The sequence below is a fragment of the Pseudomonas sp. BGI-2 genome (assembly GCF_004310295.1).
In the GTDB taxonomy this organism is placed as follows: Bacteria; Pseudomonadota; Gammaproteobacteria; order Pseudomonadales; family Pseudomonadaceae; genus Aquipseudomonas.
Genome location: NZ_SISB01000035.1, coordinates 37,783 through 64,216 on the forward strand (window position 1 = coordinate 37,783; position 26,434 = coordinate 64,216).

Here is a 26,434-nt window from a genome sequence, read left to right on the forward strand (position 1 = left end):
GTATTCACAGCTCGACGCCTTTTTGCGCTTTGATTCCAGCCTGGAATGCGTGCTTGATCACGCCCATTTCGGTGACCGTATCGGCCAGCTCGATCATCTCCGGCTTGGCGCCGCGGCCGGTGACCACCACGTGTTGCATCGGCGGACGCGCCTGCAAGTCAGTGAGCACTTGATCCAGGTCGAGGTAACCGTGCTTGAGGGCAATGTTCAGCTCATCGAGCACCACCAGGCCGATCGATGGATCACGCAGCAGTTCGCGGGACACTTCCCAAGCAGCTTCGGCGGCGGCGATGTCACGCTGGCGATCCTGGGTTTCCCAGGTGAAGCCCTCGCCCATCACATGAAAACGCACTTGCTCCGGGAAGCGGCGGAAGAACAATTCTTCGCCAGTGCTGTTGCGCCCCTTGATGAACTGCACCACGCCGCACTGCATGCCGTGCCCCATGGACCGGGCGAGCATGCCGAAGGCCGAGCTGCTCTTGCCTTTGCCGTTGCCGGTCAGCACCAGCAGCAGGCCGCACTCATTCGGCGAGTTGGCAATGCGCTCGTCGATCACGGCTTTTTTGCGCTGCATGCGCGCCAGATGGCGTTCGTCACGATCAGGGGAATCAGTCATGGGGGAGCTCTCCGTTGAGACTGGATAACGGCGGGCAGGCACAAGAATAGACGGCAAGAAGCCTGGCATCGCCCACCGTGATGCCGTTGGATGAATCAGGCCGGTCTCCGGGCTCATGAGCGGCTTGCGCCGGACTGCGCGCCTTCCCATGTCGACAGTCGACACAGTGGCTAGGGCCTGTCATCAGCTTTTTCCTATACCGCGCCGGGGCTGCTGTGGCGCAGGCAAGGCGCGAGGAGCGTGGTTTGGTCGTTCCAAACAAGCTCCGAGCAACGCAGCCCTGCGCCACAGCAGGCCCGGCCCTTCGGGTTGTGTCTGAAAGCGGACCAGACTGCGTTGCAGTCCTTGGTAAGGGAAGAACCATTACCATCGGACTGCGCCTTGCCTGGTCCGCTTTCAGACATCAACGCTGTATAGGAAAAAGCTGATGACAGGCCCTCGCGCAGCCTTTACTCATTTACCGTTGCGGGGGCAGCGCCGGGTTCATGACGTTTCGCCGCGCGAAGGTAGTCACTCACCGGCTTCCCTGTTTCACTCTGTCGACCTTCGCCACAGAGCACCTGAAACAAGCCGCGAAGGTTAGAGGGTTGGGGGTGGAGCGTCAATTGAAGACAAAGCCCGGGCGCTCGATATACTGCCGCCCATCAATTACCTGACGCCAATCTTGCACCACACTGCCAGCAGTGATATCAAAGCGCCACATAACCCAATAACACAATTACAAGGGTGAGCAACATGCAAGGCATGATCATCAGCAACCCGAAGCTGGAATTCCTGCGACCGGTGCTGGAACGCTGGTTTGACTGTATCGACCGCTTTAATGCCGTTCGCGGCGACAATGACACGCCTTACTGGTACGACGAAAAAGCCAACCTTGGTTTGCTCTCCGCCGCGGCCTGGATGGCGGAAATGGTCACACTGCAACAAACCACCACGCGCAAGCAAAACGAAGAAGGCGAACGCAACGGCCGCGCCGATCTGTTTATCGCCTCCCCCGAAGAACGCGCCTACCTTCAGACCACTCAACGCTGGCCGCGGGTCAATAGCCTGAACCTGACTCAGGCGCTGCAAGACATCACCAGCGACGCCAAACGCATCAGCTACGCCAGCGACCTGAAACTCGGCTGCCTGTTCGTTGCGCCACAAAAGGCTCAGCAGAGCGCAACGCCGGAAGAACTTCAGGACATGGTCGACGACCTGCAAAAGGAACACAGCTGCGCCGTGGCCTGGTATTTCCCGTACGCCTATCGCAAGTTGCGCAACGAAGCCGGCAACTACCACCCTGGCATCGCCGTGCTGTTCAAGGAAACCCGCGGCTGACCGGTTGAACCATCGCGCCTCAAATCTTCTCTATGATTAAGTCAATGCATTCATAGGGAAGACCCGCATGCGCAAGCCCCAGCTCGTTCTCGTCATCGCGCTCGCCGGAGGGCTCGCCGCCTGCGGTGAAACCTCCAGCTTGCAAGTCTCCGACGGCACCGGCCCGTCACCCAAGCTGCCAGAACCGAACAAGACCCTGATCCCGACGGTGAATATCGCCCCGGCGATCGGCTGGCCTGCGGGTGCGAAACCCACCGCAGCGGCGGGCACTCAGGTGGCGGCATTTGCCGAAGGGCTCGATCACCCGCGCTGGCTGTATGTGCTGCCCAACGGCGATGTATTGGTGGCCGAAACCAACGCGCCCCCCAAACCCGATGACGGTAAAGGCATTCGCGGCTGGGTCATGGGCAAGGTCATGGGGCGTGCCGGCGCTGGCGTCCCCAGCCCGAACCGCATCACGCTGCTGCGGGACAAGGATCACGACGGCATCGCCGAAACCCGCACGGTGTTCCTGGAAAACCTCAACTCGCCTTTCGGCATGACCCTGGTCGGCAATGACCTGTACGTCGCCGACACCGACCGTTTGCTGCGTTTTCACTATGAAAACGGCGACACGGCGATCAAGTCGCCGCCGATCAAGGTGATCGATCTGCCGGGTGGCACGCTGAATCACCACTGGACCAAAAACGTCATCGCCAGCAAGGACGGCAGCAAGCTGTACGTCACGGTCGGCTCCAACAGCAACGTCGGCGAAAACGGCATGGATCAGGAAGAAGGTCGCGCGGCGATCTGGGAAGTGGATCGCGCCACCGGCAATCACCGTATCTTCGCCTCGGGGATTCGCAATCCAAACGGCCTGGCCTGGGAACCTCAGACCGGTGCCCTGTGGACGGCGGTCAATGAGCGGGACGAAATCGGTAGCGACCTGGTGCCGGACTACATCACCTCAGTGAAGGACGGCGGGTTTTACGGCTGGCCCTTCAGCTATTACGGCCAGCATGTCGATATTCGCGTCGAACCGCAAAACCCGGACCTGGTGGCCAAGGCCATTGCGCCGGACTACGCGGTCGGCCCGCATACCGCGTCGCTGGGCCTGTCGTTTGCCGAGGGCAACACGCTTCCAGCGCAGTTCAAGGAAGGTGCCTTCATCGGCCAGCACGGCTCGTGGAACCGCAAGCCGCACAGTGGTTACAAAGTGATTTTCGTCCCGTTCGCGGGCGGCAAGCCGACCGGGCAACCGATTGATGTGCTCACAGGCTTCCTCAACGCGGATGAGAAAGCCATGGGCCGACCTGTGGGCGTGGTGATTGATCAGCAGGGAGATTTGCTGGTGGCTGATGATGTGGGGAACAAGGTGTGGCGGGTGTCGACCGCGAAGTAACTGCAACAGCCCCCCTTGTAGGATCGCCGCACCGCTCGCTCCTACAAGGGGGGCGTTTAGCGTTTGCGGCACAGCGTCAATCCATCGCCCAACGGCAACAACGACAAATCCACCCGCGAGTCATCCTTCAAGGCGCGATTGAGCGCCTGGATGGCTCGGGTGTCTGCACTCTCGGGATCCTTTTCGAGCACCCGCCCACTCCACAGCGTGTTATCGAACACCGCCAGTCCACCGACGCGCAGCAGACGCAGTGCATGCTCCAGATAACCTGGGTAATTGGCTTTGTCGGCATCAATGAAGATCAGGTCGAACTGCCCAGGCTGATCCAGTGTGGCGAGGGTTTCCAGCGCAGGCGCCAGACGCAGATCTATGCGATGGGCGAGGCCCGCCTCCTGCCAGTATCGACGCGCGATAGCGTTGTAGTCGCCGGGGATATCACAGCAGATCAGCGAACCGTCCTCCGGCAACGCAGCGGCCATGCACAACGCGCTGTAACCGGTGAACGTGCCGACTTCCAGCAGGCGCTTTGCACCGATGAGTTTGACCAATAACGCGAGGAACTGCCCCTGCTCCGGCGCCACCTGCCAGCGAGCCATGGGCAGCGCCTGGGTTTCGTCGCGCAAACGCTTGAGCAGCGGCGTTTCCCTCAGGGAAACGTCGAGCAGGTATTGGTACAGGGAATCATCGAGATTGAGTGTGCGAGCGGTCATGACAACCTCTTCGGACAGGACGCTATGGATTGCGCGCCAAGTGCTCAGGCTGCAGAACGCGCTTGGCACTCAGGTAAGCCTTCTGCCAGTAAGCCTTGGACAAGCTGTCCAGCTTCACCGTGCCGCCAGTGGCTGGCGCGTGGACGAAGCGACCTTCGCCGACGTAGATACCGGCATGACTGACCTGGGAGCCGCCATTGGTGGCGAAGAAGATCAAGTCACCGGTTTGCAGGCCTTCCTTGCCGACGTTGGCCGCCTGCATGCTGATCATTTCGCGGGTGGTACGCGGCAGGGAAATACCGGTGACGTCACGGTAGACGTAACCGATCAGGCCGCTGCAATCAAAACCCGAATCCGGCGTGTTACCGCCCCAACGATACGGCGTGCCCACAAGACCAAGCGCGCGGAACAGCACGTCCTCTGCCTCGGGGGAAAAGGGTTGCGGGTTACCAAAAACAATGGGCGCGCGAACCACCGGAGCAGGAGGCGGTGTGCGACTGGCGCAAGCGCTGAGCAGGGCTGCGAAGAGCATGATGGTGAGGCGGGCCGACATCGTCATTAGCAGAACATCCTGATCTGGCTGCGGCTTTTTCTGCCGGAAAGACAGAAAAGAAAACCGCCTGCGCAGGACGCAGGCGGTTTGCCATCAATAATAGATCTGGATTCTAGCGGCTATGGGCCAAACTTCAAGTAAGACTTTAAGTTCGCCTTACAAACTGTCCGCCTACTTCCTTGCGAAGAGGCTTTTTGTCGACTGACGTGGCGACAGGCTGACGATTTACTTGCGGGCGGTGATCACGGTCGGGGCCATCGCGAGTGCGCGCTTGGCTTCGATGAAGGTCTTGCTCCAGTAGCTGTCGCCCAGGCTATCGACCCGGACACCACCGCTTTTGCGGCTGCTGGAATGGATGAACTGGTTGTCACCCAGGTAGATCCCGGCGTGACTGACACGACCGCGACGACCGTTGGTGGCGAAGAACAGCAGGTCACCCGGCTTCAGCGCGCTGCGAGCCACCAGCGGAGCGTTCACGTTGATCATTTCGCGAGTAGAGCGCGGCAGGTTCATGCCGGCTTCTTCACGAAACAGATAACCGATGAAACCGCTGCAATCGAAACCGGCCTCGGAGGTGCCACCGAAACGGTAACGGGTACCGATCAGGGACATGCCACGTTCGAGGATGCTGTCGGCCAGAACCGGAAGCTGGTACGACTTGCCATCGGCGAAGTTTGCCAGTTCTTTATCGGTGGCCACGCCGTCCTGGTAAAGATCTTCCTGGAAAAGAACGGAAGAGGACTGGGCGGCAACTGAACTTTTAACCTGTTGTTGTTGCTCTTGCTGAGGCACTGGAGAGTGGGCAGCGCAACCGAACAACAGGGTGACGAGTGCGAGAGGCACGAGGGGTGCGAAGCGCTTTAGCATGGGCACGACCGTGGCTGATAGTTGTAAAGAAGCCGAGACTATGCCCGCTATCATCCTCATTTGCAAATTCTATCGAACTTTATGTGACTTCCTGGTTCCGCGTTTACATCTAAGCGCTTAAGCCCGTTCTAAACGCCTGCGCTGCCTGCGACCTGCAGGAAAGCGGATTTTCTGACGCCTGAAATATGCCAAAGCCCGCGCCACGCTTGGGTTTTATCGGACTTTTTTACCAGCCCAGCGTTTCTTTAAGGAAGGGAATCGTCAGCTTGCGCTGAGCTTGAAGGGAGGCCTGATCGAGACGTTCAAGCAGCTCGAAAAGCGCGCTCATGCTGCGGGTGCCACGAGTCAAAATAAAATGCCCGACTTCATCGGTCAGGTGCAGGCCGCGACGGGAAGCCCGCAGTTGCAAGGCGCGCAATTTGTCTTCGTCGGAGAGCGGACGCATCTGGAAAATCAGTGCCAGGGTCAGGCGCGATTTCAGGTCAGCCAGCTTCACCGGCAATTCGCGCGGCGAGGTCGATGCCGCAATCAGCAGACGCCGACCGCTGTCGCGCAGACGATTGAACAGATGGAACAGCGCCTCTTCCCAATCCGCCCGGCCGGCGACCGCCTGCAAATCATCGAGGCAGACCAGTTCGTATTGTTCAAGGTTGTCGAGAATGGAGATGCCGCGATCCAGCAGCTCGGCCAACGGCAAATACACCGCAGGCTCCCCCAGTTGCTCGAAGCGCAAGCAGGCTGCCTGCAACAAATGCGTACGCCCTACCCCGTCCTTGCCCCAAAGATAAATCAGGCTTTCGGTCCAGCCGGCGTCGGCTTCGCATAGCCGCTCGACATAGCCGAGTGCAGCGGCATTGGCGCCTGGGTAGTAATTGATAAAGGTAGCGTCATCACGCAGACGCACACCTAGGGGCAGCTGAATCGGTTTCATGCTGACTGAACAGTTCCAAAGGAACCGTTAGTGGCCTCTGTGTAAAGTTTGCGAAGTTTATACCCGTGAGGCGGGTCGCACAATGCGACAGACCACAAGCAAAATCAAAGGTTTGCGTTAACGCCCTGGTTTTATGACAGTTTCTTTGGCGGCGCATGTGACAGTAGAGCGAGGGATACGGGCCAACCTGGCAAGAAACCAGGCCGCCCGCCGTGAGGCTTCAACGCCCCTTATAGCCCAGGTTCGTCGACACCACTGTAGATATCCGAATCTTTATACAAATCATGCACATGGCGCACCAGCACCATGATCACCGCCGCCACCGGCAACGCCAGCAATACGCCGGTAAAGCCGAACAGCTCGCCCCCCGCCAGAATGGCGAAGATCACCGCCACCGGGTGCAGACCGATACGATCGCCCACCAGCAAGGGCGTCAGCACCATGCCTTCCAGCGCCTGCCCGACCATGAACACCGCGACTATGCCGATCATGGGATACAGATCGCCACCAAACTGGAACAGGCCGGCAACCAAAGCCGCACCGATCCCGATCACAAAGCCCATGTACGGCACGATCGCCGCCAAACCGGCAATCATGCCGATCAGCAACCCTAACTCCAGCCCTATCAACATCAGGCCCGCCGAGTAGATCACCCCCAGCGCCACCATCACCAGCAACTGCCCGCGCACGAATGCACCCAGCACTTCATGGCATTCACCAGCCAAGGTCACGACGCGCTCTTCGTTTTCACGCGGCAGCAGGCTGCGGACCTTGGCCATCATCACGTCCCAGTCCCGCAACAGGTAGAAACTCACCACAGGGATCAGCACCAGGTTCGCCAGCCAGCCAATCAACGCCAGCCCGGAAGCCGTCGCCTGGCTCAGCACCACCCCGACAATGTCGGTGGTCTGGCCCATGTGCTCGCTGATCGCTGCCTTGAGCTTGTCGAACTTCCAGAAATTATCCGACAGCCCAAATTTCGATTGCGCCCACGGCAGTGCGGTGTGCTGCAGCCAGTCGAGCATCTGCGGCGCCAGCTCATACAAACGAAACAGCTGCTTGGCGAGCATCGGCACCAACACCAACAGCAACGTCGTGAAGATCAAGGTGAACAACGCGAACACCGCCACCACGCCCCAGGTGCGTGACAGGCCAGCCCTTTCCAGCCGATCTACCAGCGGGTCGAATAGATAGGCCAGCAGCAACGCCACCAGAAAGGGCGTCAGGATCGGATGCAACAACCAGACAAACACGCAGAGCAGAACCACTCCACCCAACCAGAACCAACGCCGCGTATCGGCCATGTACCACTCCATATGCTTCTATATAAAGAAAGAAAACCTTACCAACGGAATCGCAACTGCGGCACCCGTGCCGGAGTTGGTGCGACCACAGGCGCCGAACCATCGGCCACCGGTTGCACAGGGGCTACCGGAGCTGGCGCCTCACCGGCCGGCACCTCTTGCAACTTCGCCAGGGACAGTTGCGAGCGCAACTGCTCGGCGCTGCCATTGACCCGATAGAGAATGCGCTCACCGTCGACACTTTGCAGGCGCGCACCAAAAGGCTCCAGCAAGCGCCCAAGGGCGGCGTAGCGTTCCAGGTTCATGCCCTGCACTTCCAGCAATTGTTCGCCCGAAGCTCCCGGCTTGACGACAAACCGAGGCGCCAGACGCTCACTGACGGCCAGCATCACCGCATCGGCTACAGCGGCCTGGTCCGCGCCCTGCACGCTGCCCGCCTCTTTCTTGTCGCCCAGCCACAAATTCCACTTGGCCTGCCACTGCCCGCCCTCTTCACGGGCATGCACCGCGAGCAGGCCGTCAGCGTTGTAACGGTCCGATGCACCGCGCAGTGGCGTTGCATCCGTCCCTTCAAGATTCGGCGCCGTAGCGACCAGTTGCTCACTCAGGTCGGCCAACGGCAGACGCAACGGCAGACCACGATGTTGAGCCGCGCGACGCAACGGTGCGGCGCTGGCCTGGCCATCTCCCACCAGGCTCGAACCCTCTGCGGAGTCGTTCAACCACCAACTCAGGATCGAAGGCCGATTCGCCCCCCACAAAGACAGCCCGGCGCGGCGCAAGGTTTGTTCCGTGGTGGCCGGGTCGAAATTGACTTTCAGCACTTCCGGCGGACCGGCGTCGAAACCGTATTGGCTAATGATCTGTTGCGGGTCTTTGCGCAGCGCCGCCAACCCCGGACTTTGCGCAGCCTTGGGATCACCGGTCAGGCGCAGCACCAGCGTATCGAGCGCGCGCTGGGTGGCCTGATCGCGCTCCTCGGCCGACTGACTGCTGACAGGCTCGCGCACTTGAAACAGGCCTTTGACGTTTTCGGCCTGACTCGCCAGGCTGACCAGGGACAAACAGCCTGCAAACAAACATTTAGAAAAAAAACGCATGGAAGATTCCTGACGACAAGAGCGGCTGGAACAGACCGCATGAAGATGATCGAGCAAGGCTGTGACCACGTCCCTGCGCAAAACATTCACCACGGTCTGACTAAGTTTTCGCACTGTCATAACGATAGACGGTTAATCGCGATACCTTATACAGCCATCGGGGAGGCGACCAACACGGGCAATAACGGTTTTTTTCGGCCGATATGCCCCTGCCGTCGGCGTGAGGATGGCCGCTGCCCCTCAAGCCTGATAAAATCGCGCGCCTTCGCAGACCGGCAACAGCCGGGCAGTGTCGGAATAGCGCGCAAGGCTCTCGCCTACGCCGTTTCGGCGGCCCCACTGGACTCGGTCGTTACCCCTGAATCCCCCCTAAAGGCCTGGATCATGAGCAAGCAACCCTCCCTGAGCTACAAGGACGCCGGTGTAGACATCGACGCCGGTGAAGCATTGGTCGAACGCATCAAGAGCGTCGCCAAGCGCACTGCGCGCCCGGAAGTCATGGGCGGCCTGGGCGGTTTCGGCGCCCTCTGCGAAATCCCGGCCGGCTACAAGCAGCCCGTACTGGTTTCCGGCACCGACGGCGTGGGCACCAAGCTGCGCCTGGCACTGAACCTGAACAAGCACGACAGCATCGGCATCGACCTGGTGGCCATGTGCGTGAACGACCTGGTGGTCTGCGGCGCCGAGCCGCTGTTTTTCCTCGACTACTATGCCACTGGCAAACTCAACGTCGAAACCGCGACCCAGGTCGTGACCGGCATCGGCGCTGGCTGTGAATTGTCCGGCTGCTCCCTGGTCGGCGGCGAAACCGCTGAAATGCCTGGCATGTACGAAGGCGAAGACTACGACCTGGCCGGCTTCTGCGTCGGCGTCGTGGAAAAATCCGAAATCATCGACGGTTCGAAAGTCGCTGCCGGCGATGCCCTGCTCGCCCTGCCGTCTTCCGGCCCGCACTCCAACGGCTACTCGCTGATCCGCAAGATCATCGAAGTGTCCGGTGCCGACATCGAAAACATCCAGCTCGACGGCAAACCGCTGACCGACCTGCTGATGGCCCCGACCCGCATCTATGTGAAGCCGTTGCTCAAGCTGATCAAGGACACCGGCGCCGTCAAAGCCATGGCCCACATCACCGGTGGCGGCCTGCTGGACAACATCCCGCGCGTTCTGCCAAAAGGCGCCCAAGCGGTGGTTGACGTTGCGAGCTGGACCCGTCCTGCCGTATTCGACTGGCTGCAAGAGAAAGGCAACGTCGACGAAAACGAAATGCACCGCGTGCTGAACTGCGGCGTCGGCATGGTTATCTGCGTGGCTCAAGAGCACGTTGAAACCGCCCTGAACGTCCTGCGTGAAGCCGGCGAGCAGCCTTGGGTCATCGGTCAGATCGCCACCGCTGCCGAAGGCGCGGCCTCGGTTGAACTGAAGAACCTCAAGGCACACTGATGCAAGAGCGGATGTCCCAGACCTGTGATGTGGTGGTGCTGTTGTCCGGCACCGGCAGTAACTTGCAGGCCTTGATCGACAGCACGCGGACCGGCGACAGCCCGGTCCGCATCGCCGCGGTGATTTCCAATCGCGCCGATGCTTACGGCCTGCAACGCGCCAGGGACGCGGGTATCGACACCCGCTCCCTGGATCACAAGGCTTTCGAAGGCCGCGAAGCCTTCGATGCCGCGCTGATCGAACTGATCGACGCCTTCAACCCCAAACTCGTGGTACTGGCCGGTTTCATGCGCATTCTCAGCGCTGACTTCGTGCGCCACTACGCGGGTCGCCTGCTCAACATCCATCCCTCGTTGCTGCCCAAATACAAAGGGTTACACACTCATCAGCGCGCGTTGGAGGCCGGCGACACGGAACACGGCTGCTCCGTGCACTTCGTCACCGAGGAACTCGATGGCGGACCACTGGTCGTACAGGCAGTAATACCGGTAGAGTTGCACGATTCGCCGCAGAGTCTGGCGCAGCGAGTTCACGTTCAGGAACACCTGATTTACCCGATGGCTGTACGCTGGTTTGCCGAAGGTCGTTTATCGCTCGGTGAACAAGGTGCTTTACTGGATGGAAAGCTACTCGCGGCCAGCGGCCACTTGATTCGAAACTAGGAGATTTTATGCGTCGCGCCCTGCTCTTCGCTTGCGCTCTGCTTGCACTGCCATTTGCGCAGGCTGCAGAACTTCAACCTTTCTCCGCCAGCTACACCGCTGACTGGAAGCAGCTGCCCATGAGTGGCACGGCTGAACGCAGCCTGACCAAGGAAGCCAACGGCGTCTGGAAGCTCAGCTTCAAGGCATCGATGATGATCGCCAGCCTGACCGAAGAAAGCACCCTGACTGTGGACAAGGATACGCTGCTGCCACAGTCCTACCACTTCGAACGTGGCGGTCTGGGCAAAGCCAAGAAAGCCGACCTGGACTTTGACTGGACCAACAAAATGGTCACCGGCACCGATCGTGGTGACGCGGTCAAGATCCCGCTCAACCGTGGCATGGTCGACAAATCCACGTATCAGCTGGCCTTGCAACACGATGTGGCTGCCGGCAAGAAAAGCATGAGCTATCAGGTTGTCGATGATGGTGAAGTCGATACCTATGACTTCCGCGTGCTGGGTTCGGAAAAAGTCGACACCAAGGCTGGCCAGATCGAAGCGATCAAGGTCGAACGCGTGCGCGACCCGACACAAAGCAAACGCATCACCGTCCTGTGGTTCGCCAAGGACTGGGATTACCTGCTGGTTCGTCTGCAACAGGTCGAAACCGACGGCAAGGAGTACAACATCATGCTCCTCGACGGTACGGTCAACGGCAAGGCTGTCAAAGGCAGCTGATCCCGACTGACACGAAAATCCGGAATCCGCCAAGGATTCCGGATTTTTTATGCCTGTAGAAAGTTAAATCCGCGCCAACGCCTGGGCCAGGTCGGTGCGCAGGTCTTCGACATCCTCGACACCCACGGACAAACGCACCAGCGCATCGCCGATCCCGAGTTGTGCGCGGGTGTCGGCGGGGATGGTAGCGTGGGTCATGATCGCAGGGTGCTCGATCAGGCTTTCCACCCCGCCCAGGCTCTCGGCCAAGGCGAAGATCTGCACACTTTCGAGGAAGCGTCTGGCGCCGGCCAGGTTGCTGTTCAGGTCGAGGGAAATCATCCCGCCGAATCCATGCATCTGCTGCCGTGCCAGTTCGTGCTGCGGGTGCGACGGCAGGCCCGGATAGTAGACCCGCGCCACCTGCGGCTGACGCTCCAGCCATTGCGCCAGCTCCAACGCGTTGCTGCAGTGGCGTTCCATGCGCAGCGCCAGGGTCTTCACGCCGCGCAGGGTGAGGAATGCGTCGAACGGCCCGGCGATAGCGCCGACCGCGTTCTGCAAAAAGCCCAGCCGCTCGGCCAGTTCGGCGTTCTGCCCGACCACCGCGATACCGCCGATGACGTCTGAGTGGCCGTTCAGGTACTTGGTCGTCGAGTGCACCACGATATCGAAACCCAGTTCCAGCGGGCGCTGTATCCACGGGCTGGCAAAGGTGTTATCGGCCACACAGAGGATGCCTCGCTCGCGACAGATGCGCGCAATGGCGGTGAGATCAGAGAGCCGCAGCAAGGGATTGCTCGGCGTCTCGACACAGACCATCCGCGTGTCGTCCTGCAACGCCGCTTCGAAGGCCGCCAGGTCGGTCAGGTCGACGTAACTGAAGCGATGCCCGGCACTGCGCTGACGCACCTTGTCGAACAGTCGGAACGTGCCGCCGTACAGATCGTTGCCGGAGACGATGTGCGCGTTAGCGTCGAGCAGCTCCAGTACGGTGGAAATCGCCGCCAGCCCGGAGGCGAAGGCAAACGCCCGGGTCCCGCCCTCAAGGTCAGCCACGCAACGCTCCAGCGCAAAGCGCGTCGGGTTGTGCGAACGCCCGTAGTCGAAGCCCTTGTGTACACCGGGGCTCTGCTGCAAGTACGTAGAGTTGGCATAAATCGGTGGCATCAGCGCCCCGGTGGAAGGATCCGGTGTCTGTCCGGCATGGATCACACGGGTGCCGAAGCCGCGTGGCGAGCCGGTTTCATCGTGCTGACTCATGTAAGGGATCTCCGTAAGTGATTGAGCATGTCGACTCGCGTAATCAAGCCGTGGAAGCCCGAGGCGTCGGCGATGATCGCCACCAGCCCACGATCGAGCTCCGCCTGCAGTTCGGCCAGACTGGCGCCAGCCGGCAGGGTTTGCAACTTGTCAGTCATTGCGCTGGCCACGGGCCTGCGCAAGTGCGAAGCGTCTTCGTGCACGCCCAGCAGAATATCGGACTCGTCGATCACGCCGACCAGCCGCTTTCCGTCTACCAGCACCGGCAGTTGTGACACATCCGCCAGGCGCATGCGCTGGAAGGCAGTGAGCAGCGTGTCGTCGGGGCCGACGCTGATCACTCGGCCATCCTCGAAGCGCCGCGCGATCAGGTCGCGCAAATCGCCGTAACGTTTGTATTGCAGCAGGCCCTGATCGTTCATCCATTGGTCGTTGTAGACCTTCGACAGGTAACGGGTGCCAGTGTCGCAGACGAAGCTGACCACCCGCTTCGGCTCGGTTTGCTCGCGACAGTAGCGCAACGCAGCCGCCAGCAAAGTGCCGGTCGAGGAGCCGCCGAGAATGCCTTCAGCGCGCAGCAATTGCCGGGCATGATCGAAGCTTTCCTCGTCGCTGATCGAATAGGCGTGGCGCACGCTGGAAAGGTCGGCAATCGACGGAATGAAGTCTTCACCGATGCCTTCCACCGCCCATGAGCCGGCTTTCCCGAGGGTGCCACTGCGGCTGTACTCGGCCATCACCGAGCCGACCGGGTCGGCCAACACCATTTCCAGGTTCGGCTGCACACGCTGGAAGAAACGGGTCAGCCCGGTCAGCGTGCCGGCCGAACCGACGCCGACGACGATGGCGTCCAGATCATGCTGGGTCTGCGCCCAGATCTCCGGCGCGGTGCTGCACTCATGGGCCAGCGGGTTGGCCGGGTTGTTGAACTGGTCGGCGAAGAAGGCGTCGGGAATTTCCTGCGCCAACCGCGCTGCGACGTCCTGATAGTAGTCGGGATGGCCCTTGCCGACGTCGGAGCGGGTGATGTGCACCTCGGCGCCCATCGCCTTCAAGTGCAAGACCTTCTCGGTGGACATTTTGTCCGGCACCACCAGCACCACTCGATAGCCTTTGGCACGGCCGACCAGCGCCAGGCCCAGGCCAGTGTTGCCGGCTGTGGCCTCGACGATGGTGCCGCCGGGCTGCAGACGGCCATCGCGTTCGGCGGCGTCGATCATCGCCAGACCAATGCGATCCTTGATCGAGCCGCCGGGGTTCTGCGATTCGAGTTTGAGAAAAAGTGTGCACGGGCCGGTATCGAAGCGGCTGACGCGCACCAGCGGCGTATTGCCGATGAGTTCAAGCACGGCAGGGCGGGAGTCGTTTGGCATGTCGTAACCTCGCTGCGAGAATCCGCACTGGATGGACAGCAACTTGCGGCAAGTCTTCGCGCCAGTCGCCGGTAATGCCTTGCATGGAACATAGGCAGGGATTGCGCCATTCGCAACCGTGCGCAGCCAATCGGTCGCCTGGTCGTCTTAACGGTTGCGCGGCAGGATCGCCAGGAAATTGTCCCGCGCGACTTTCCTTGCAACCTGCTCAGGCAAGGCGTCGAGAAACGGATCGAAGCTGCGCATTTCCTTACCGAGCTTGTTGAAACGTCCCACCACATCAGAGCCAAGCATGAAGCGATCCGGGAAGCGCTCCACCAGCTTCAACCACGCTTCTGAGGGTTTGCCCTGCGCATCCAGCAGGTAAGGCGTCAGCATGCTCCAGGACAGATCGATGAACAGATTGGGGTAAGCCTCGAGCATCCGGGTCAGGGTCGGCAACAGAAAATCCAGCTGGGTCTGATGGCGATGGACCTCGGCGCTGGTCCCCGCGTGCGCCCAGATAAAGCGCGTGTGCGGATGATTACGCAGCGGCTCCTCGATCTCCGACAGGTACAGCGGATTTTTCTCGCGCTTGGAGGTGATGTTGGAGTGCAGCATCACCGACAAGTCGTTCTCGGCCGCGAGGTGATAAATCCGTGTCATGGCTTCGTTGTTGGCGCGTGGCGTATCTCCGGAAGTCAGCGCTGTCAGGTCGTCATGCCGGGTAAACACTTCGCCGATCCCCTGCCACAGCCCCGGATTGAGGTCGAGCATGCGCTGGATGTGCGTCGCTGAATTTTTGTCGTTGGGATTGAAGCCCGACAGGAACGGGTGAAAGCGCTGACGCTGTGCAGGCGTCAGTTTGTTCACCGCCGCAGCGACGATCACATCCGTCGCGCTGTACCAATAGGCATCGGCGTCATCACCGGCGTAGTAGCGCGGGCGCTTGGGTTCGTCTTCGTGCCATTTCTTCGCCACCGGGATGCCGGAAATCATCACATGCTCAATGACATTGTCGTCCATGGCCTTGAGCAGTTTCGGCATGCCCGCCGTTTCCTGGAAAAAGTCCACGTAATGCAGGTGCGCATCGCTGTAGGCGTATTCGCGTGCATTGACGTAAGCACTCGACAGCGCCAACAAACAGGCAAAGCTCAAACGGAACAAGGGCACGGGCATTCTCCGGGGGCAGGAAAAACGTAGACCTCCGCACACGCGAGACGGTTCAGCCTGTAAGAAAGTGGAACGCGCATCAGTAGGAATGCTCTATACCTTCAAGGTCTTTTTTGATCGAATGACTTTTTAGCCTGGGAGGCTTCTCATGACCGTTACCGTCAATACCGTTTCCGCCGAAGGTTTTCGCCACAGCGTCCAGATCGATGACCACGAACTCTTTGCCGATGTGCCGACCGCGTCTGGCGGCGAAGGCACGGCCCCAGAGCCACACGATTATTTCGACGCAGCCCTGGGCGCCTGCAAGGCCCTGACGCTGAAGATGTACGCGAAGAAGAAAGACATCCCGCTGACCGGCGTTACGGTTGAGGTCAAACGTGACAACAGCGAGGAGCAGAAAGGCAAATATGCCCTGCACGTCAAACTGACCCTCAAGGGTGTGCTCACCGACGCCCAGCGCGACGAGCTGCACCGTGTGGCCGATCGTTGCCCGGTGCACAAGCTGATGACAAGCACGGAAGTCAGCATCGAAACCCATCTGTCCGAAGGTGCCTTCAGCCAATAGCGGCAAGGGCTGCACAAGCGGGTTATGCTCCACGCGTCACCCGCTCAGCCTGGAATGCACCATGAACACTCCGCTCGTGATCCGCCCTCGCGCCGAAGATGTCGAAGGCCAGCCGATTCTGCGCCCGCTGCCGTCAGCCCAATGCCGTAGCGTCGGGCCTTTCGTGTTTTTCGACCACATGCTCGAGACCCGTTATCCGGCGGGTAAAGGCATGAACATCCGTCAGCATCCGCACATTGGCCTGTCCACCCTCACCTATTTGTTCGAAGGAAAAATCCAGCACAAGGACAGCCTCGGTTCCGACCAGGTGGTGGACGCCGGTGATGTCAGCTGGATGACGGCGGGCAGCGCGATCACCCATGTCGAGCGCACGCCTGAGGCGTTGAAGGACACTGGCTTCACGATGCACGGTTTGCAGGTTTGGCATGCTTCCCCCAAGGAGCATGAACAGGGACCGGGCCACTACAGCCATCACCCGGCAGCGACGTTGCCGGTCAGCGATAACCTTGGTGTGAAGATCCGGATGATTGCCGGGTCAGGCTTTTGCCTGGAATCGCCGGTGCCGGTGCTTTCTCCGACGTTGTATGCAGAATTGAACCTGCAAACCGCGACCACCTTACTGATTCCGACCGAGCATGAAGAGCGGGCGCTGTATGTGCTCAGTGGAGAAGCGCAGCTGGATGGCGAGCTATTGGAGCAGAATGCGCTAGTGGTGCTGCCTGCCGGAGAGGAAATGACGTTGTTCGCCGAAAGCGACTGTCATGCGGTGCTGTTTGGTGGGGCACCGCTGGACGGGCCGCGGCGAATCAACTGGAATTTTGTTGCGAGCGATCCGGCCGCGATCGATGAAGCGCGGCGACGCTGGGCGGCCGGGGATTGGCCGACGGTGCCCGGGGAAGTTGAGCGGATCGAACTGCCCTAGGACCTTCGACATCAGTTACACCGCCATCGCGAGCAGGCTCACTCCTACAGGGGGAATGCGTTCCAATGTAGGAGTGAGCCTGCTCGCGATGGGGCCAGCACTAACAGCAAAAGTGTCAGGGCAAAGAACAGCTGTCAGCCCTTGAACACTTCATCCAGCAAATTGTGCATCGAGGTAAACGCACGCCTCGCCGTCTTCGCGTCATACATCATCTTCCCCGGCACATTCGCATGCGGATCAGTAAACGAATGCACCGCGCCACCGTAGCTCAGCAGCTGCCAATCCACGCCCGCCGCATTCATTTCCTCTTCAAACGCCGGCAATTGCTCTTTCGGCACCAGTGGATCGGATGCACCGTGCAGTACCAGCACCGAGCCCTTGATGTTTTTCGCATCATTGACGTTCGGCGTATCCAGCGTGCCATGGAACGAAACGGCCGCATTTACCGGCGCGCCCGTGCGGGCCAGCTCCAGCGCGCAGCAACCCCCGAAGCAGAAACCGAAGGTCGCCAGCTTCGAGGTATCAACCGCCGCCTCGCCCTGCCCTTGCAACTGTTCGAACGCCGCCTGCATGCGCTTGCGCAGCAACGTGCGATCGTTCTTCAGCGGCATCATCGCCGCGCCCGCCTCGTCGCCGTTCTGCGGACGTACCGACTGGCCGTACAGGTCCGCGATCAGCACCACATAACCCTTGGCCGCCACCGACTTGGTGATCTCCTCGGCACCGGCGCTGACACCCATCCAGTTCGGCGCCATCAACAGACCGGGACGCGGGTCTTTGTGGTCGGCATCGAACGCCAGACGGCTTTCATATGACTGGCCATCAATCTGATAAGCGACAGAACGAACAGTGATTTGGCTCATGACGAACTCCCAGCAAAAGACACCAGAATGAAAAAACCCGCCGAAGCGGGTTTTTGTACAACGCCGTTAAACCGACAGTTCAACCAGCAGCTTGTTGAGGCGGCGCACATACGCCGCCGGGTCTTTCAAGCTGTCGCCGGCCGCCAGGGCCGCCTGATCGAAGAGGATGTGCGACAGGTCGCCGAAGCGCTCGTCGCTCTGCTCGTTGTCGAGTTTCTCGATCAGCGGGTGAGCCGGGTTGAATTCGAAGATCGGCTTCGAGTCCGGAACCTTCTGACCGCTGGCTTCGAGGATCTGACGCATCTGCATGCCCAGGTCCTGTTCGCCGATGGCCAGAATCGCCGGGGAATCGGTCAGGCGGTGGGAAACCCGTACTTCGGCGACGGAATCGCCCAGTGCAGTTTTCAGACGCTCAACCAGGCCTTCTTTGGACTTGGCGACTTCTTCCGCGGCTTTCTTGTCCTCTTCCGAGTCCAGGTTGCCCAGGTCCAGGTCACCGCGCGCTACGTCGACAAAGCTCTTGCCGTCGAAGTCGCTGAGGTAGCTCATCAGCCACTCGTCGATGCGATCGGTCAGCAGCAGCACTTCGATGCCTTTCTTGCGGAAGACTTCCAGGTGCGGGCTGTTTTTGACTTGCGCGTAGGTTTCGCCGGTCAGGTAGTAAATCTTGTCCTGACCTTCCTTGGCGCGAGCCAGGTACTCGGTCAGACCTACCACTTGCTCGCCTTCATCACCGTTGGTCGATGCGAAACGCAGCAGGCCAGCGATTTTCTCTTTGTTGGCGAAGTCTTCTGCCGGGCCTTCTTTCATGACCTGACCGAAGTTTTTCCAGAAACCTTTGTATTGCTCAGGCTCGTTCTTCGCCAGTTTTTCCAGCATGTCCAGAACGCGCTTGGTCAGCGCCGACTTCATGGAATCGATGATCGGGTCTTTCTGCAGGATTTCCCGCGACACGTTCAGTGACAGGTCGTTGGAATCGACCACGCCTTTGATGAAGCGCAGGTACAGCGGCAGGAACGACTCGGCCTGATCCATGACGAATACGCGCTGTACGTACAGTTTCAGGCCTTTCGGCGCTTCACGCTGGTACAGGTCGAACGGCGCACGGGTCGGCACGTACAGCAGCGAGCTGTATTCGAGTTTGCCTTCGACCTTGTTGTGGCTCCAGCTCAGCGGATTTTCGAAATCGTGAGCGATGTGTTTGTAGAACTCCTGGTATTCCTCGTCCTTGATCTCGGTGCGAGGACGGGTCCACAGGGCGCTGGCGCGGTTGACGGTTTCCCATTCAACGGCGGGCTTCTCTTCGCCCTCGGCAGCGGCCACTTCTTTCGGCAACTCGATCGGCAAAGCGATGTGGTCGGAGTACTTCTTGATGATGTTGCGCAGACGCCAGCCGTCGGCGAATTCGTCTTCACCGGACTTCAGGTGCAGGACGATACGGGTGCCGCGCTCGGCTTTCTCAACGGTGGCAACTTCAAAATCGCCCTCACCCTTGGACGACCAGTGCACGCCTTCGCTGGCGGCAGCGCCGGCACGGCGGCTGAACACGTCGACTTTGTCGGCGACGATGAAGGCCGAGTAGAAACCGACACCAAACTGACCGATCAGGTGCGAGTCTTTCTTCTGATCGCCAGACAGGTGCTTCATGAAGTCGGCAGTGCCGGATTTGGCGATCGTGCCCAGGTGGGTGATCGCGTCTTCACGGCTCATGCCGATGCCGTTGTCTTCGAGGGTGACGGTTTTAGCGTCCTTGTCGAAGCTCACACGGATTTTCAGTTCGGCGCCACCTTCCAGCAACTCAGGCTTGGACAGGGCTTCGAAACGTAATTTGTCGACAGCGTCAGAGGCGTTCGAGATCAATTCGCGAAGGAAAATTTCCTTGTTGGAATACAGCGAATGGATCATGAGGTGCAGCAGTTGCTTCACCTCGGTCTGGAAGCCCAGGGTTTCCTTTTGAGTTTCCACACTCATGGTCATCAAACTCCAATCAGATGGCAGTGGCCGCGACCTTCAGGGTCGACAGCGGGTTGTCATCAGAGTTTGGGGCTGAGTTCAGGATTTCAAGGGCTCTTCAATTTTGAAATGAGCCCGGGCCGTGGCAATCGGTTCGGCTTCGGTGGTTTGCCAGGCCGTAATCGCTACGTTTGCGACGCGTCGGCCCTGGCGGCAGACCTGACATTTGGCCCAGGTATCGCGAAACTGCCCGGTTCGCAGGTAATCGAGAGAAAAGTCGATGATCTTTGGTACACCGGGCGAACCGGTGAAAATCAGCAGGTGCAGCGCTGCGGACAGCTCCATGAAACCGGCGATCACCCCACCATGTATGGCGGGCAGTAAAGGGTTACCAATGTTGTCCTTGTTGGCCGGCAGGCGGAACAGCAGCTCGTCACCAACACGGGAACACTCGACGCCGATCAGTTTGGCGTAGGGAAGCAGGTGCAGCAGCGAGGCGTAGTCCCCCTGCTCATGGGCCTGCTGAAGTTGCTCCTTGAAAGTCTCAGTCATTTCGTACCTCCGGCGATCGCGCCACCAAAACCCTTGGTGCCTTTGACGGCTTTGCCCATGCGCATGAACGTGCCGACGACATGAGCGATGGGCTGCTCGGGATCATCCTGGTAGGCAAAGCCTCGAGCGAAGATCACATCGGTGGTCACCCGGTAGCATTGGGCGAAACCGTAGACATCCTTGTGAGGCTCGGCGGCGTGCATGTAGTCGATGCGCAGATCGAGGGTCGGGCAGACTTCGAATTCGGGCAGGACGCAGAGGGTCGACATGCCGCACGCAGTGTCCATCAAGGTCGTCAGCGCCCCGCCATGGATCACTCCAGTCTGCGGATTGCCGACAATTTGCGGGCTGTACGGCAGGATGACCGTCAGTCCGTCGTTGCTGGCGCTGTGAACGCGCAAACCCAGTACCTGACAATGCCTGAGCGCCGAAAGAAATCGCGTCGCGCGCTCAAAAACGGGGTTTTCGGCCATGTGATATACACTCTTCTTAGTATTCGGAGATCGTATTCAGCGTATTCGTAAAAGTTCCCGTGGGAATAATCTTATATATCTGAACGAATTGAGGAACTTAACCCTATTGGCCGTGCTCGAAAGACCAGTAGATATTTTCCATAAGGAGATACACCCCATGCGTAAGACTTTAGCTATTGCCTTGATGTTGACCGCTTCCCTCGGTCTCGCTGCCTGCGATAAAAAATCCGAGGACAAAGCTCAAGATGCTAACCAACATGCTGAGCAAGCTCAAAAAGAAATGAACAAAGCTCAGGAAAATGTGAACGACGCTGCGAAAGAAAACGCCAAAGCTGCCGAAGCTAAGGCTGAATCGGATGCAGCTGCAGCAAAAGAAGCACCTAAAAACTAAAGCAGTTTTTAGCGTGATAAAGAAAACCCGCCAAGTGCGGGTTTTCTTTTGCCTGTAATTTGCCCCCGCTAGAGCAAAATAGTTCTAAAAGTCGGACTAATCATCAGCAGCAACGAACACACTAATCCGACGAACCACACCAGACTCCGCTGCCAGGCAAGATCAGCCCAATAGCACAGCAAATAAATGATTCGGGTAATCACAAAGATGATTGCCAGCGAATCGATCAGCCACCCCGCCGTTTGCGTGGTGTGCGCCATCAGCACTCCCACCGCAAATAACATGAACGCCTCGAAGCAGTTCTGATGCGCCGCCACCGCACGGGCGCCGAAGCCTGTCAGTTGCGCCTGTTGCTGACGCGGCAGATGGTTGTCGTAACCGCCCTGCTCGTTCATCGCTTTGGCCACGGGAATCTTTGCCACGAAAATCAGCAAGGCACTGATAAACACACACCAGAACGGAATACTCATCAAACAGCCTCTTTGTTCGCCTCGGGCAATGGCGCCTCTGTAGGTGTATAGACCATCACGTCGAGAACGTCGGAATGAAACTCCCGGCGATACAACACCAGCACCACGCCGGCACTCATCAACATGAACAGCCACGGGCTGACGAACCAGGCCAGCATGGTCATGCCGAAGTAGTAAGAGCGCAGGCCAAAGTTGAACTGGTTGGCGGCCATGGAGATCACTCGGGCCGCGCGGGCAGCGAAGGCTTTACGCTCTTGTTCGGAAACGTGGCGCTCACCGATCATCGGTGCCGAGCCAATCAGAATCGCGGCGAAGTTGTACTGACGCATGCACCAACTGAACGTAAAGAACGCATAGACAAACACCAGCGCCAGGCACAGCAACTTGATCTCGGACATGCCCTGTGACGCCTGCTGCACCATCGGAATATCCGCCAGCAACGACACGGCTCGCTCGGACGCGCCGAGCACCGTCAGAATACCGGCCAGGATAATCAGTGTGCTGGAAGCGAAGAACGAGGCGTTGCGCTCCAGGTTGCCGACCACACTGGCGTCTGCTATGCGGTTGTCACGCAGCAACATGCGGCGCATCCAGTCTTCACGGTACAGGTGCAGCACACTGGCCAGGCACGCGGTGTCGCGGCCCTTCCACGAGGCATACCGGGTGTAACCGCCCCAGCAGATGACAAACCAGACGGCGGCGAGGAGGTGGATGATGTTGGCGTGGATGAACGACATGCAATTCCCTGTGAACGTTGGCATTGACCTGGTTCGACGTTAGTTCGAGGAAAAAGACACTGCATCACGCGCATAAAAAATGCCCCGTATCGATTGATACGGGGCATTTCTATTGATGCTCAAGACCCGCTTGTGGCCGGTCGTGAAGCGGCTTAAGCCAGCTCTTCTTCGCGCTTGCCCAGCAGACGGTCGCACACCACCGCGACCACCAGGGTCATGACCGATGGCACCAACCACGCCAGACCCTGCTCGCTCAGCGGCAGATGGGACAGCTGAGTCGGCATCCAGTCCGCCAGACCCGCGCCCTTGAGCGCATCGATCAGGCCGAAAATGAACGAAACCAGCATTACCGGGCCAACGATGCGGCCATGTTCATGCCAGAAATCCTTGCAGAAGCTCAGCGCTACCAGGGCGATGCAGGGCGGGTAAATCGCCGTCAGGACCGGGATCGAGAACGCAATCAGCTTGGTGAGGCCCAGATTGGACACAAACAGCGAGAACACCGCCAGGATGATCACCAGTGTCTTGTAAGACAGCGGCAAAACACGGCTGAAGTACTCGGCGCAGGCGCAGGTCAGGCCGACAGCCGTCACCAGGCAAGCCAGCGAGATCAGCACGGCAAGAAAGCCGCTGCCCAACGAACCAAAGGTGTGCTGAACGTAAGCGTGCAATACCGCCGCGCCATTAGTAGCACCGGCCGCCACTTCATGGCTGCCGGAACCGAGACGGAACAGGCTGACGTACACCAGCGCCAAGCCCACGCCGGCAATCAGACCGGCAATGATCGCGTAACGGGTGATCAGCACCGGCGATTCGACGCCACGGGAGCGGATCGCGTTAACGATGACGATGCCGAACACCAGTGCGCCGAGGGTATCCATGGTCAGGTAACCATTGATGAAACCCTGGGAGAATGGTGCCGCCACGTATTCCGGGGTCGCCACGCCGATGTCGCCGGCAGGCAACGCGAACGCGGCGATGCCGAGTGCGGCCAGGGCGATGATCTTCAGGGGGGCAAGGAAACGTCCTACGGTATCCAGCAAACGGCCCGGATAGAGCGAAATGAAGAACACCAGCAGGAAGTACACCGAGCTGTAGAGGAACAGCGCGAGCGGGCTCTCGCCGGTCAACGGCGCCAGACCCACTTCAAACGACACGGTCGCGGTGCGCGGCGTGGCGAACAGCGGGCCAACGGCGAGGTAGCACGCGGCGGCCAGCAGGCCACCGGCGATTTTGCCGATCGGGCTGCTCAACGCATCCATTGCACCACCGACCTTGGCCAGCGCAACCACGGTGATCACTGGCAGACCGACCGCGGTGATCAGAAAGCCCAGCGCCGCCATCCAGACATTAGGCCCGGACTGCAAACCGACGATAGGCGGGAAGATGATGTTGCCAGCCCCGACGAACAGGGCAAACGTCATAAAACCAAGTGCCAGGATGTCCTGACCTTTCAAAACTTTCATTAAGGAAATACCACACTACTGAATCGGAATTTAGAGAGGGATTTCCCTTGTGGGTGAGGGAAATGCTGTCGGTCCGTATAGGACTGACCCTTTAGCGCGTCGCTTCCTTGTGGGCCGCGTTCGCAAAATGGCTGCTAGCCTAACGAATTTGCCCGACAAACGCACTGTTAAGGGGCGATCTATCCGATACGCGACATTTCCGTGTCGCGTTTACATATCTAATTTACCTGCACAGAACCCTGTGGCGAGGGGATTAATCCCCGTCCGGCTGCGCAGCAGACGTAAAACCATCGTATGCGGTGTATCTGATGTACCGCGGGTGCAGGTTTTGGGGCCGCTTCGCGACCCAACGGGGATAAATCCCCTCGCCACAAAGGCCCAACAGAAACACCAGAAACGACAAAGGCCACCCGAAGGTGGCCTTTGTCTGGTGAAGCGTCAGCTAAGCGCGAGGCTTACTTGACAGCCCAACCGGTCAGCTCGGACAAAGCCTTGCCGATGTCTGCCAGCGAACGCACGGTTTTAACGCCTGCGTCTTCCAGGGCAGCAAACTTCTCGTCTGCAGTGCCTTTGCCGCCAGAGATGATTGCGCCAGCATGGCCCATGCGCTTGCCTGCAGGGGCAGTCACACCAGCGATGTAGGAAACAACCGGCTTGGTCACGTGTGCCTTGATGTAGGCAGCCGCTTCTTCTTCAGCCGAACCGCCGATCTCACCGATCATTACGATCGCTTCGGTCTTCGGGTCTTCCTGGAACAGCTTCAGGATGTCGATGAAGTTCGAACCCGGGATCGGGTCACCACCGATGCCGACGCAAGTCGACTGACCGAAACCGGCGTCAGTCGTCTGCTTAACAGCTTCGTAGGTCAGGGTGCCGGAACGGGAAACGATACCGACTTTACCTGGCAAGTGAATGTGACCTGGCATGATGCCGATCTTGCATTCGCCTGGAGTGATCACGCCTGGGCAGTTAGGACCGATCAGGATTACACCCAGCTCGTCGCACTTGACCTTGGCATCCAGCATGTCCAGGGTAGGAATGCCTTCAGTGATGCAAACGATCAGCTTGATGCCGCCGAAGGCTGCTTCCAGGATGGAGTCCTTGCAGAAAGGAGCTGGAACGTAGATCACGCTGGCGGTGGCGCCAGTGGCAGCTACAGCGTCTTTCACGGTGTTGAACACTGGCAGACCCAGGTGCTCGGTGCCGCCTTTGCCAGGCGTTACACCACCCACCATCTTGGTGCCGTATTCGATGGCTTGCTGGGTGTGGAAACTACCTTGCGAACCGGTAATACCCTGGCAGATAACTTTGGTGTCTTTATTGATCAGGACGCTCATTATTTGCCCTCCGCAGCTTTAACGACTTGTTGAGCAGCGTCGGTCAGGCTGGTAGCAGCGATGATGTTCAAACCGCTTTCTGCCAGTACTTTAGCGCCCAGCTCAGCGTTGTTGCCTTCAAGGCGAACAACAACCGGGATTTTCACGCCGACTTCTTTCACTGCACCGATGATGCCTTCGGCAATCATGTCGCAACGAACGATGCCGCCGAAGATGTTGACCAGTACTGCAGCGACGTTAGTGTCGGACAGAATGATCTTGAACGCTTCGGTAACGCGTTCTTTGGTAGCACCGCCGCCCACGTCGAGGAAGTTGGCTGGCTTGCCGCCATGCAGGTTGACGATGTCCATGGTACCCATGGCCAGGCCAGCACCGTTGACCATGCAACCGATGTTGCCTTCCAGCGCTACGTAGTTCAGTTCGAACTTGGCAGCGTGCGCTTCGCGCGGATCGTCTTGCGACGGATCGTGGAAAGTTTTCAGCTTAGGCTGACGGTACATGGCGTTGGCGTCGATGTTGATCTTGGCATCGAGGCAATGCAGATCGCCGTCAGCCTTGATCACCAGCGGGTTCACTTCCAGCAGAGCCAGGTCGTGATCCTTGAACAGCTTGGCCAGACCTACGAAGATCTTGGCGAACTGAGCAACTTGCTTGCCTTCCAGACCCAGCTGGAATGCCAGCTCGCGACCCTGGAATGGCTGAGCACCAACCAGTGGATCGATAGTGGCTTTCAGAATTTTTTCTGGAGTGTCGTGAGCGATTTTCTCGATGTCCACGCCACCTTCGGTGGAAGCCATGAACACGATGCGACGGCTCGAACGGTCAACGACAGCGCCCAGGTACAGCTCTTTAGCGATATCAGTGCACGACTCAACCAGGATCTTGGTGACTGGCTGACCATTGGCATCAGTCTGGTAAGTCACCAGACGCTTGCCCAACCACTGTTGAGCGAATGCTTTGGCGTCTTCTTTGCTGCGAACCAGCTTTACGCCGCCCGCTTTACCGCGACCACCTGCGTGAACCTGGGCTTTGACAACCCATTCGGTCCCGCCGATCTTGTCGCACGCTTCTGCTGCTGCTTCCGGGGTGTCTACGGCGAAACCCTGGGATACTGGCAGGCCGTATTCAGCGAAGAGCTGCTTACCCTGATACTCGTGAAGATTCATGCTTATTACCGTCTTCGTTAGGTACTGCGCATTCGGTGCTGCACTTGTTCAAGTGCCGCACCACCTGTGACTGCTGCTCGTGTAGCCTTTCCGGTCAACCGGTGCAACTACGCGAGACTGCGTCCAGCGGATATTCCGCGGTGAGTCTTGCATGCAAGGCTCA

Annotated in this window: 27 protein-coding genes and 1 riboswitch; of the genes, 8 read left to right on the top strand and 19 right to left on the bottom strand. The window is 59.2% G+C overall.

Annotation, left to right across the window (positions count from 1 at the left end; genetic code table 11):
* Window positions 1–4: 4 nt before the first annotated feature.
* Complete coding sequence (gene cobO, locus EYC95_RS21985; protein ID WP_131062200.1) at window positions 5–616, bottom strand: cob(I)yrinic acid a,c-diamide adenosyltransferase; 612 nt, start codon at window positions 614–616, stop codon at window positions 5–7.
* A gap of 275 nt (window positions 617–891) precedes the next feature.
* Window positions 892–1,195: riboswitch (cobalamin riboswitch) on the bottom strand.
* Window positions 1,196–1,351: 156 nt separating this feature from the next.
* Between cobO and EYC95_RS21990 the strand changes: the two genes are divergently transcribed.
* Together EYC95_RS21990 and EYC95_RS21995 are read left to right on the top strand one after the other, a co-directional pair.
* Complete coding sequence (locus tag EYC95_RS21990; protein ID WP_131062201.1) at window positions 1,352–1,936, top strand: hypothetical protein; 585 nt, start codon at window positions 1,352–1,354, stop codon at window positions 1,934–1,936.
* Window positions 1,937–2,003: 67 nt separating this feature from the next.
* On the top strand, window positions 2,004–3,317 hold the full coding sequence (locus EYC95_RS21995; protein ID WP_131062202.1) for a sorbosone dehydrogenase family protein: 1,314 nt from the start codon (window positions 2,004–2,006) through the stop codon (window positions 3,315–3,317).
* A 56-nt stretch (window positions 3,318–3,373) separates the two neighbouring features.
* Here the strand turns inward: EYC95_RS21995 and EYC95_RS22000 are convergent, their stop codons facing one another.
* From EYC95_RS22000 to EYC95_RS22025, 6 genes are all read right to left on the bottom strand, one after another.
* On the bottom strand, window positions 3,374–4,027 hold the full coding sequence (locus tag EYC95_RS22000) for an O-methyltransferase (protein ID WP_131062203.1): 654 nt from the start codon (window positions 4,025–4,027) through the stop codon (window positions 3,374–3,376).
* A gap of 22 nt (window positions 4,028–4,049) precedes the next feature.
* Complete coding sequence (locus tag EYC95_RS22005; RefSeq protein ID WP_131062204.1) at window positions 4,050–4,586, bottom strand: C40 family peptidase; 537 nt, start codon at window positions 4,584–4,586, stop codon at window positions 4,050–4,052.
* Between the two features lie 219 nt (window positions 4,587–4,805).
* Window positions 4,806–5,447, bottom strand: coding sequence for a C40 family peptidase (locus tag EYC95_RS22010; protein WP_131062205.1), 642 nt, complete (start codon window positions 5,445–5,447; stop codon window positions 4,806–4,808).
* A 226-nt stretch (window positions 5,448–5,673) separates the two neighbouring features.
* Window positions 5,674–6,378, bottom strand: coding sequence for a DnaA regulatory inactivator Hda (hda, locus tag EYC95_RS22015; RefSeq protein ID WP_010456804.1), 705 nt, complete (start codon window positions 6,376–6,378; stop codon window positions 5,674–5,676).
* A 230-nt stretch (window positions 6,379–6,608) separates the two neighbouring features.
* A complete protein-coding gene (locus EYC95_RS22020) occupies window positions 6,609–7,682 on the bottom strand; it encodes an AI-2E family transporter (RefSeq protein ID WP_131062206.1) in 1,074 nt (357 codons plus the stop codon).
* A gap of 38 nt (window positions 7,683–7,720) precedes the next feature.
* Window positions 7,721–8,782 carry a DUF2066 domain-containing protein gene (locus EYC95_RS22025; protein ID WP_131062207.1) on the bottom strand — a complete coding sequence of 354 codons (1,062 nt, stop codon included), beginning with the start codon at window positions 8,780–8,782 and terminating at the stop codon, window positions 7,721–7,723.
* A 384-nt stretch (window positions 8,783–9,166) separates the two neighbouring features.
* On the opposite strand from EYC95_RS22025, the gene purM reads away from it, so the two are divergent.
* Genes purM through EYC95_RS22040 form a run of 3 tightly spaced genes read left to right on the top strand, consistent with a single transcriptional unit; the run spans window position 9,167 to window position 11,609 of the window.
* On the top strand, window positions 9,167–10,225 hold the full coding sequence (purM, locus tag EYC95_RS22030) for a phosphoribosylformylglycinamidine cyclo-ligase (RefSeq protein ID WP_131062208.1): 1,059 nt from the start codon (window positions 9,167–9,169) through the stop codon (window positions 10,223–10,225).
* 11 nt (window positions 10,226–10,236) lie between these two features.
* On the top strand, window positions 10,237–10,887 hold the full coding sequence (purN, locus tag EYC95_RS22035) for a phosphoribosylglycinamide formyltransferase (RefSeq protein ID WP_077749781.1): 651 nt from the start codon (window positions 10,237–10,239) through the stop codon (window positions 10,885–10,887).
* 8 nt (window positions 10,888–10,895) lie between these two features.
* Window positions 10,896–11,609, top strand: coding sequence for a DUF3108 domain-containing protein (locus EYC95_RS22040; RefSeq protein ID WP_131062209.1), 714 nt, complete (start codon window positions 10,896–10,898; stop codon window positions 11,607–11,609).
* 63 nt (window positions 11,610–11,672) lie between these two features.
* On the opposite strand, the gene EYC95_RS22045 is transcribed toward EYC95_RS22040, so the two are convergent.
* The 3 genes from EYC95_RS22045 to EYC95_RS22055 all read right to left on the bottom strand — a co-directional run bounded on the left by EYC95_RS22045 (window position 11,673) and on the right by EYC95_RS22055 (window position 15,382).
* On the bottom strand, window positions 11,673–12,851 hold the full coding sequence (locus EYC95_RS22045) for a PLP-dependent aspartate aminotransferase family protein (RefSeq protein ID WP_131062210.1): 1,179 nt from the start codon (window positions 12,849–12,851) through the stop codon (window positions 11,673–11,675).
* Entirely contained in the window at window positions 12,848–14,224 is a 1,377-nt protein-coding gene (locus EYC95_RS22050; protein ID WP_131062211.1) for a pyridoxal-phosphate dependent enzyme, read from the bottom strand. Before EYC95_RS22050 ends, EYC95_RS22045 begins: the two co-directional genes overlap by 4 nt.
* Window positions 14,225–14,371: 147 nt before the next feature.
* The gene (locus tag EYC95_RS22055; RefSeq protein ID WP_371928432.1) at window positions 14,372–15,382 is read right to left on the bottom strand and encodes an amidohydrolase family protein; all 1,011 of its coding nucleotides are present in this window, start codon (window positions 15,380–15,382) and stop codon (window positions 14,372–14,374) included.
* Window positions 15,383–15,524: 142 nt separating this feature from the next.
* Here EYC95_RS22055 and EYC95_RS22060 point away from each other — a divergent pair, with 142 nt between their 5' ends.
* Both EYC95_RS22060 and EYC95_RS22065 read left to right on the top strand, forming a co-directional pair.
* Complete coding sequence (locus tag EYC95_RS22060) at window positions 15,525–15,941, top strand: OsmC family protein (RefSeq protein ID WP_131062213.1); 417 nt, start codon at window positions 15,525–15,527, stop codon at window positions 15,939–15,941.
* Between the two features lie 61 nt (window positions 15,942–16,002).
* Window positions 16,003–16,863: a pirin family protein gene (locus EYC95_RS22065; protein ID WP_131062214.1), complete on the top strand. Its 861-nt coding sequence runs from the start codon at window positions 16,003–16,005 to the stop codon at window positions 16,861–16,863.
* A 134-nt stretch (window positions 16,864–16,997) separates the two neighbouring features.
* On the opposite strand, the gene EYC95_RS22070 is transcribed toward EYC95_RS22065, so the two are convergent.
* The 4 genes from EYC95_RS22070 to EYC95_RS22085 form a co-directional block, all read right to left on the bottom strand.
* Window positions 16,998–17,726 carry a dienelactone hydrolase family protein gene (locus EYC95_RS22070; RefSeq protein ID WP_131062215.1) on the bottom strand — a complete coding sequence of 243 codons (729 nt, stop codon included), beginning with the start codon at window positions 17,724–17,726 and terminating at the stop codon, window positions 16,998–17,000.
* A gap of 66 nt (window positions 17,727–17,792) precedes the next feature.
* Window positions 17,793–19,697, bottom strand: coding sequence for a molecular chaperone HtpG (gene htpG / locus EYC95_RS22075; protein ID WP_131062216.1), 1,905 nt, complete (start codon window positions 19,695–19,697; stop codon window positions 17,793–17,795).
* A gap of 81 nt (window positions 19,698–19,778) precedes the next feature.
* Window positions 19,779–20,231 carry a PaaI family thioesterase gene (locus EYC95_RS22080; protein WP_131062217.1) on the bottom strand — a complete coding sequence of 151 codons (453 nt, stop codon included), beginning with the start codon at window positions 20,229–20,231 and terminating at the stop codon, window positions 19,779–19,781.
* Window positions 20,228–20,704: a PaaI family thioesterase gene (locus EYC95_RS22085; protein WP_131062218.1), complete on the bottom strand. Its 477-nt coding sequence runs from the start codon at window positions 20,702–20,704 to the stop codon at window positions 20,228–20,230. The genes EYC95_RS22080 and EYC95_RS22085 overlap by 4 nt, the downstream gene beginning before the upstream one ends.
* Before the next feature lie 157 nt (window positions 20,705–20,861).
* On the opposite strand from EYC95_RS22085, the gene EYC95_RS22090 reads away from it, so the two are divergent.
* Window positions 20,862–21,095, top strand: coding sequence for a hypothetical protein (locus tag EYC95_RS22090; protein WP_131062219.1), 234 nt, complete (start codon window positions 20,862–20,864; stop codon window positions 21,093–21,095).
* Window positions 21,096–21,163: 68 nt separating this feature from the next.
* Here EYC95_RS22090 and EYC95_RS22095 read toward each other — a convergent pair whose 3' ends face one another.
* The 5 genes from EYC95_RS22095 to sucC form a co-directional block, all read right to left on the bottom strand.
* Window positions 21,164–21,565: an MAPEG family protein gene (locus tag EYC95_RS22095; protein WP_131062220.1), complete on the bottom strand. Its 402-nt coding sequence runs from the start codon at window positions 21,563–21,565 to the stop codon at window positions 21,164–21,166.
* Window positions 21,565–22,302, bottom strand: a complete 738-nt coding sequence (locus EYC95_RS22100) for a DUF599 domain-containing protein (protein WP_131062221.1) — start codon at window positions 22,300–22,302, stop codon at window positions 21,565–21,567. Before EYC95_RS22100 ends, EYC95_RS22095 begins: the two co-directional genes overlap by 1 nt.
* Window positions 22,303–22,454: 152 nt before the next feature.
* Window positions 22,455–23,768 carry a branched-chain amino acid transport system II carrier protein gene (gene brnQ / locus EYC95_RS22105; RefSeq protein WP_131062222.1) on the bottom strand — a complete coding sequence of 438 codons (1,314 nt, stop codon included), beginning with the start codon at window positions 23,766–23,768 and terminating at the stop codon, window positions 22,455–22,457.
* Window positions 23,769–24,223: 455 nt separating this feature from the next.
* Window positions 24,224–25,105: a succinate--CoA ligase subunit alpha gene (sucD, locus tag EYC95_RS22110; protein ID WP_012723092.1), complete on the bottom strand. Its 882-nt coding sequence runs from the start codon at window positions 25,103–25,105 to the stop codon at window positions 24,224–24,226.
* Entirely contained in the window at window positions 25,105–26,271 is a 1,167-nt protein-coding gene (sucC, locus tag EYC95_RS22115) for an ADP-forming succinate--CoA ligase subunit beta (protein ID WP_008148602.1), read from the bottom strand. Before sucC ends, sucD begins: the two co-directional genes overlap by 1 nt.
* Window positions 26,272–26,434 lie beyond the last annotated feature (163 nt).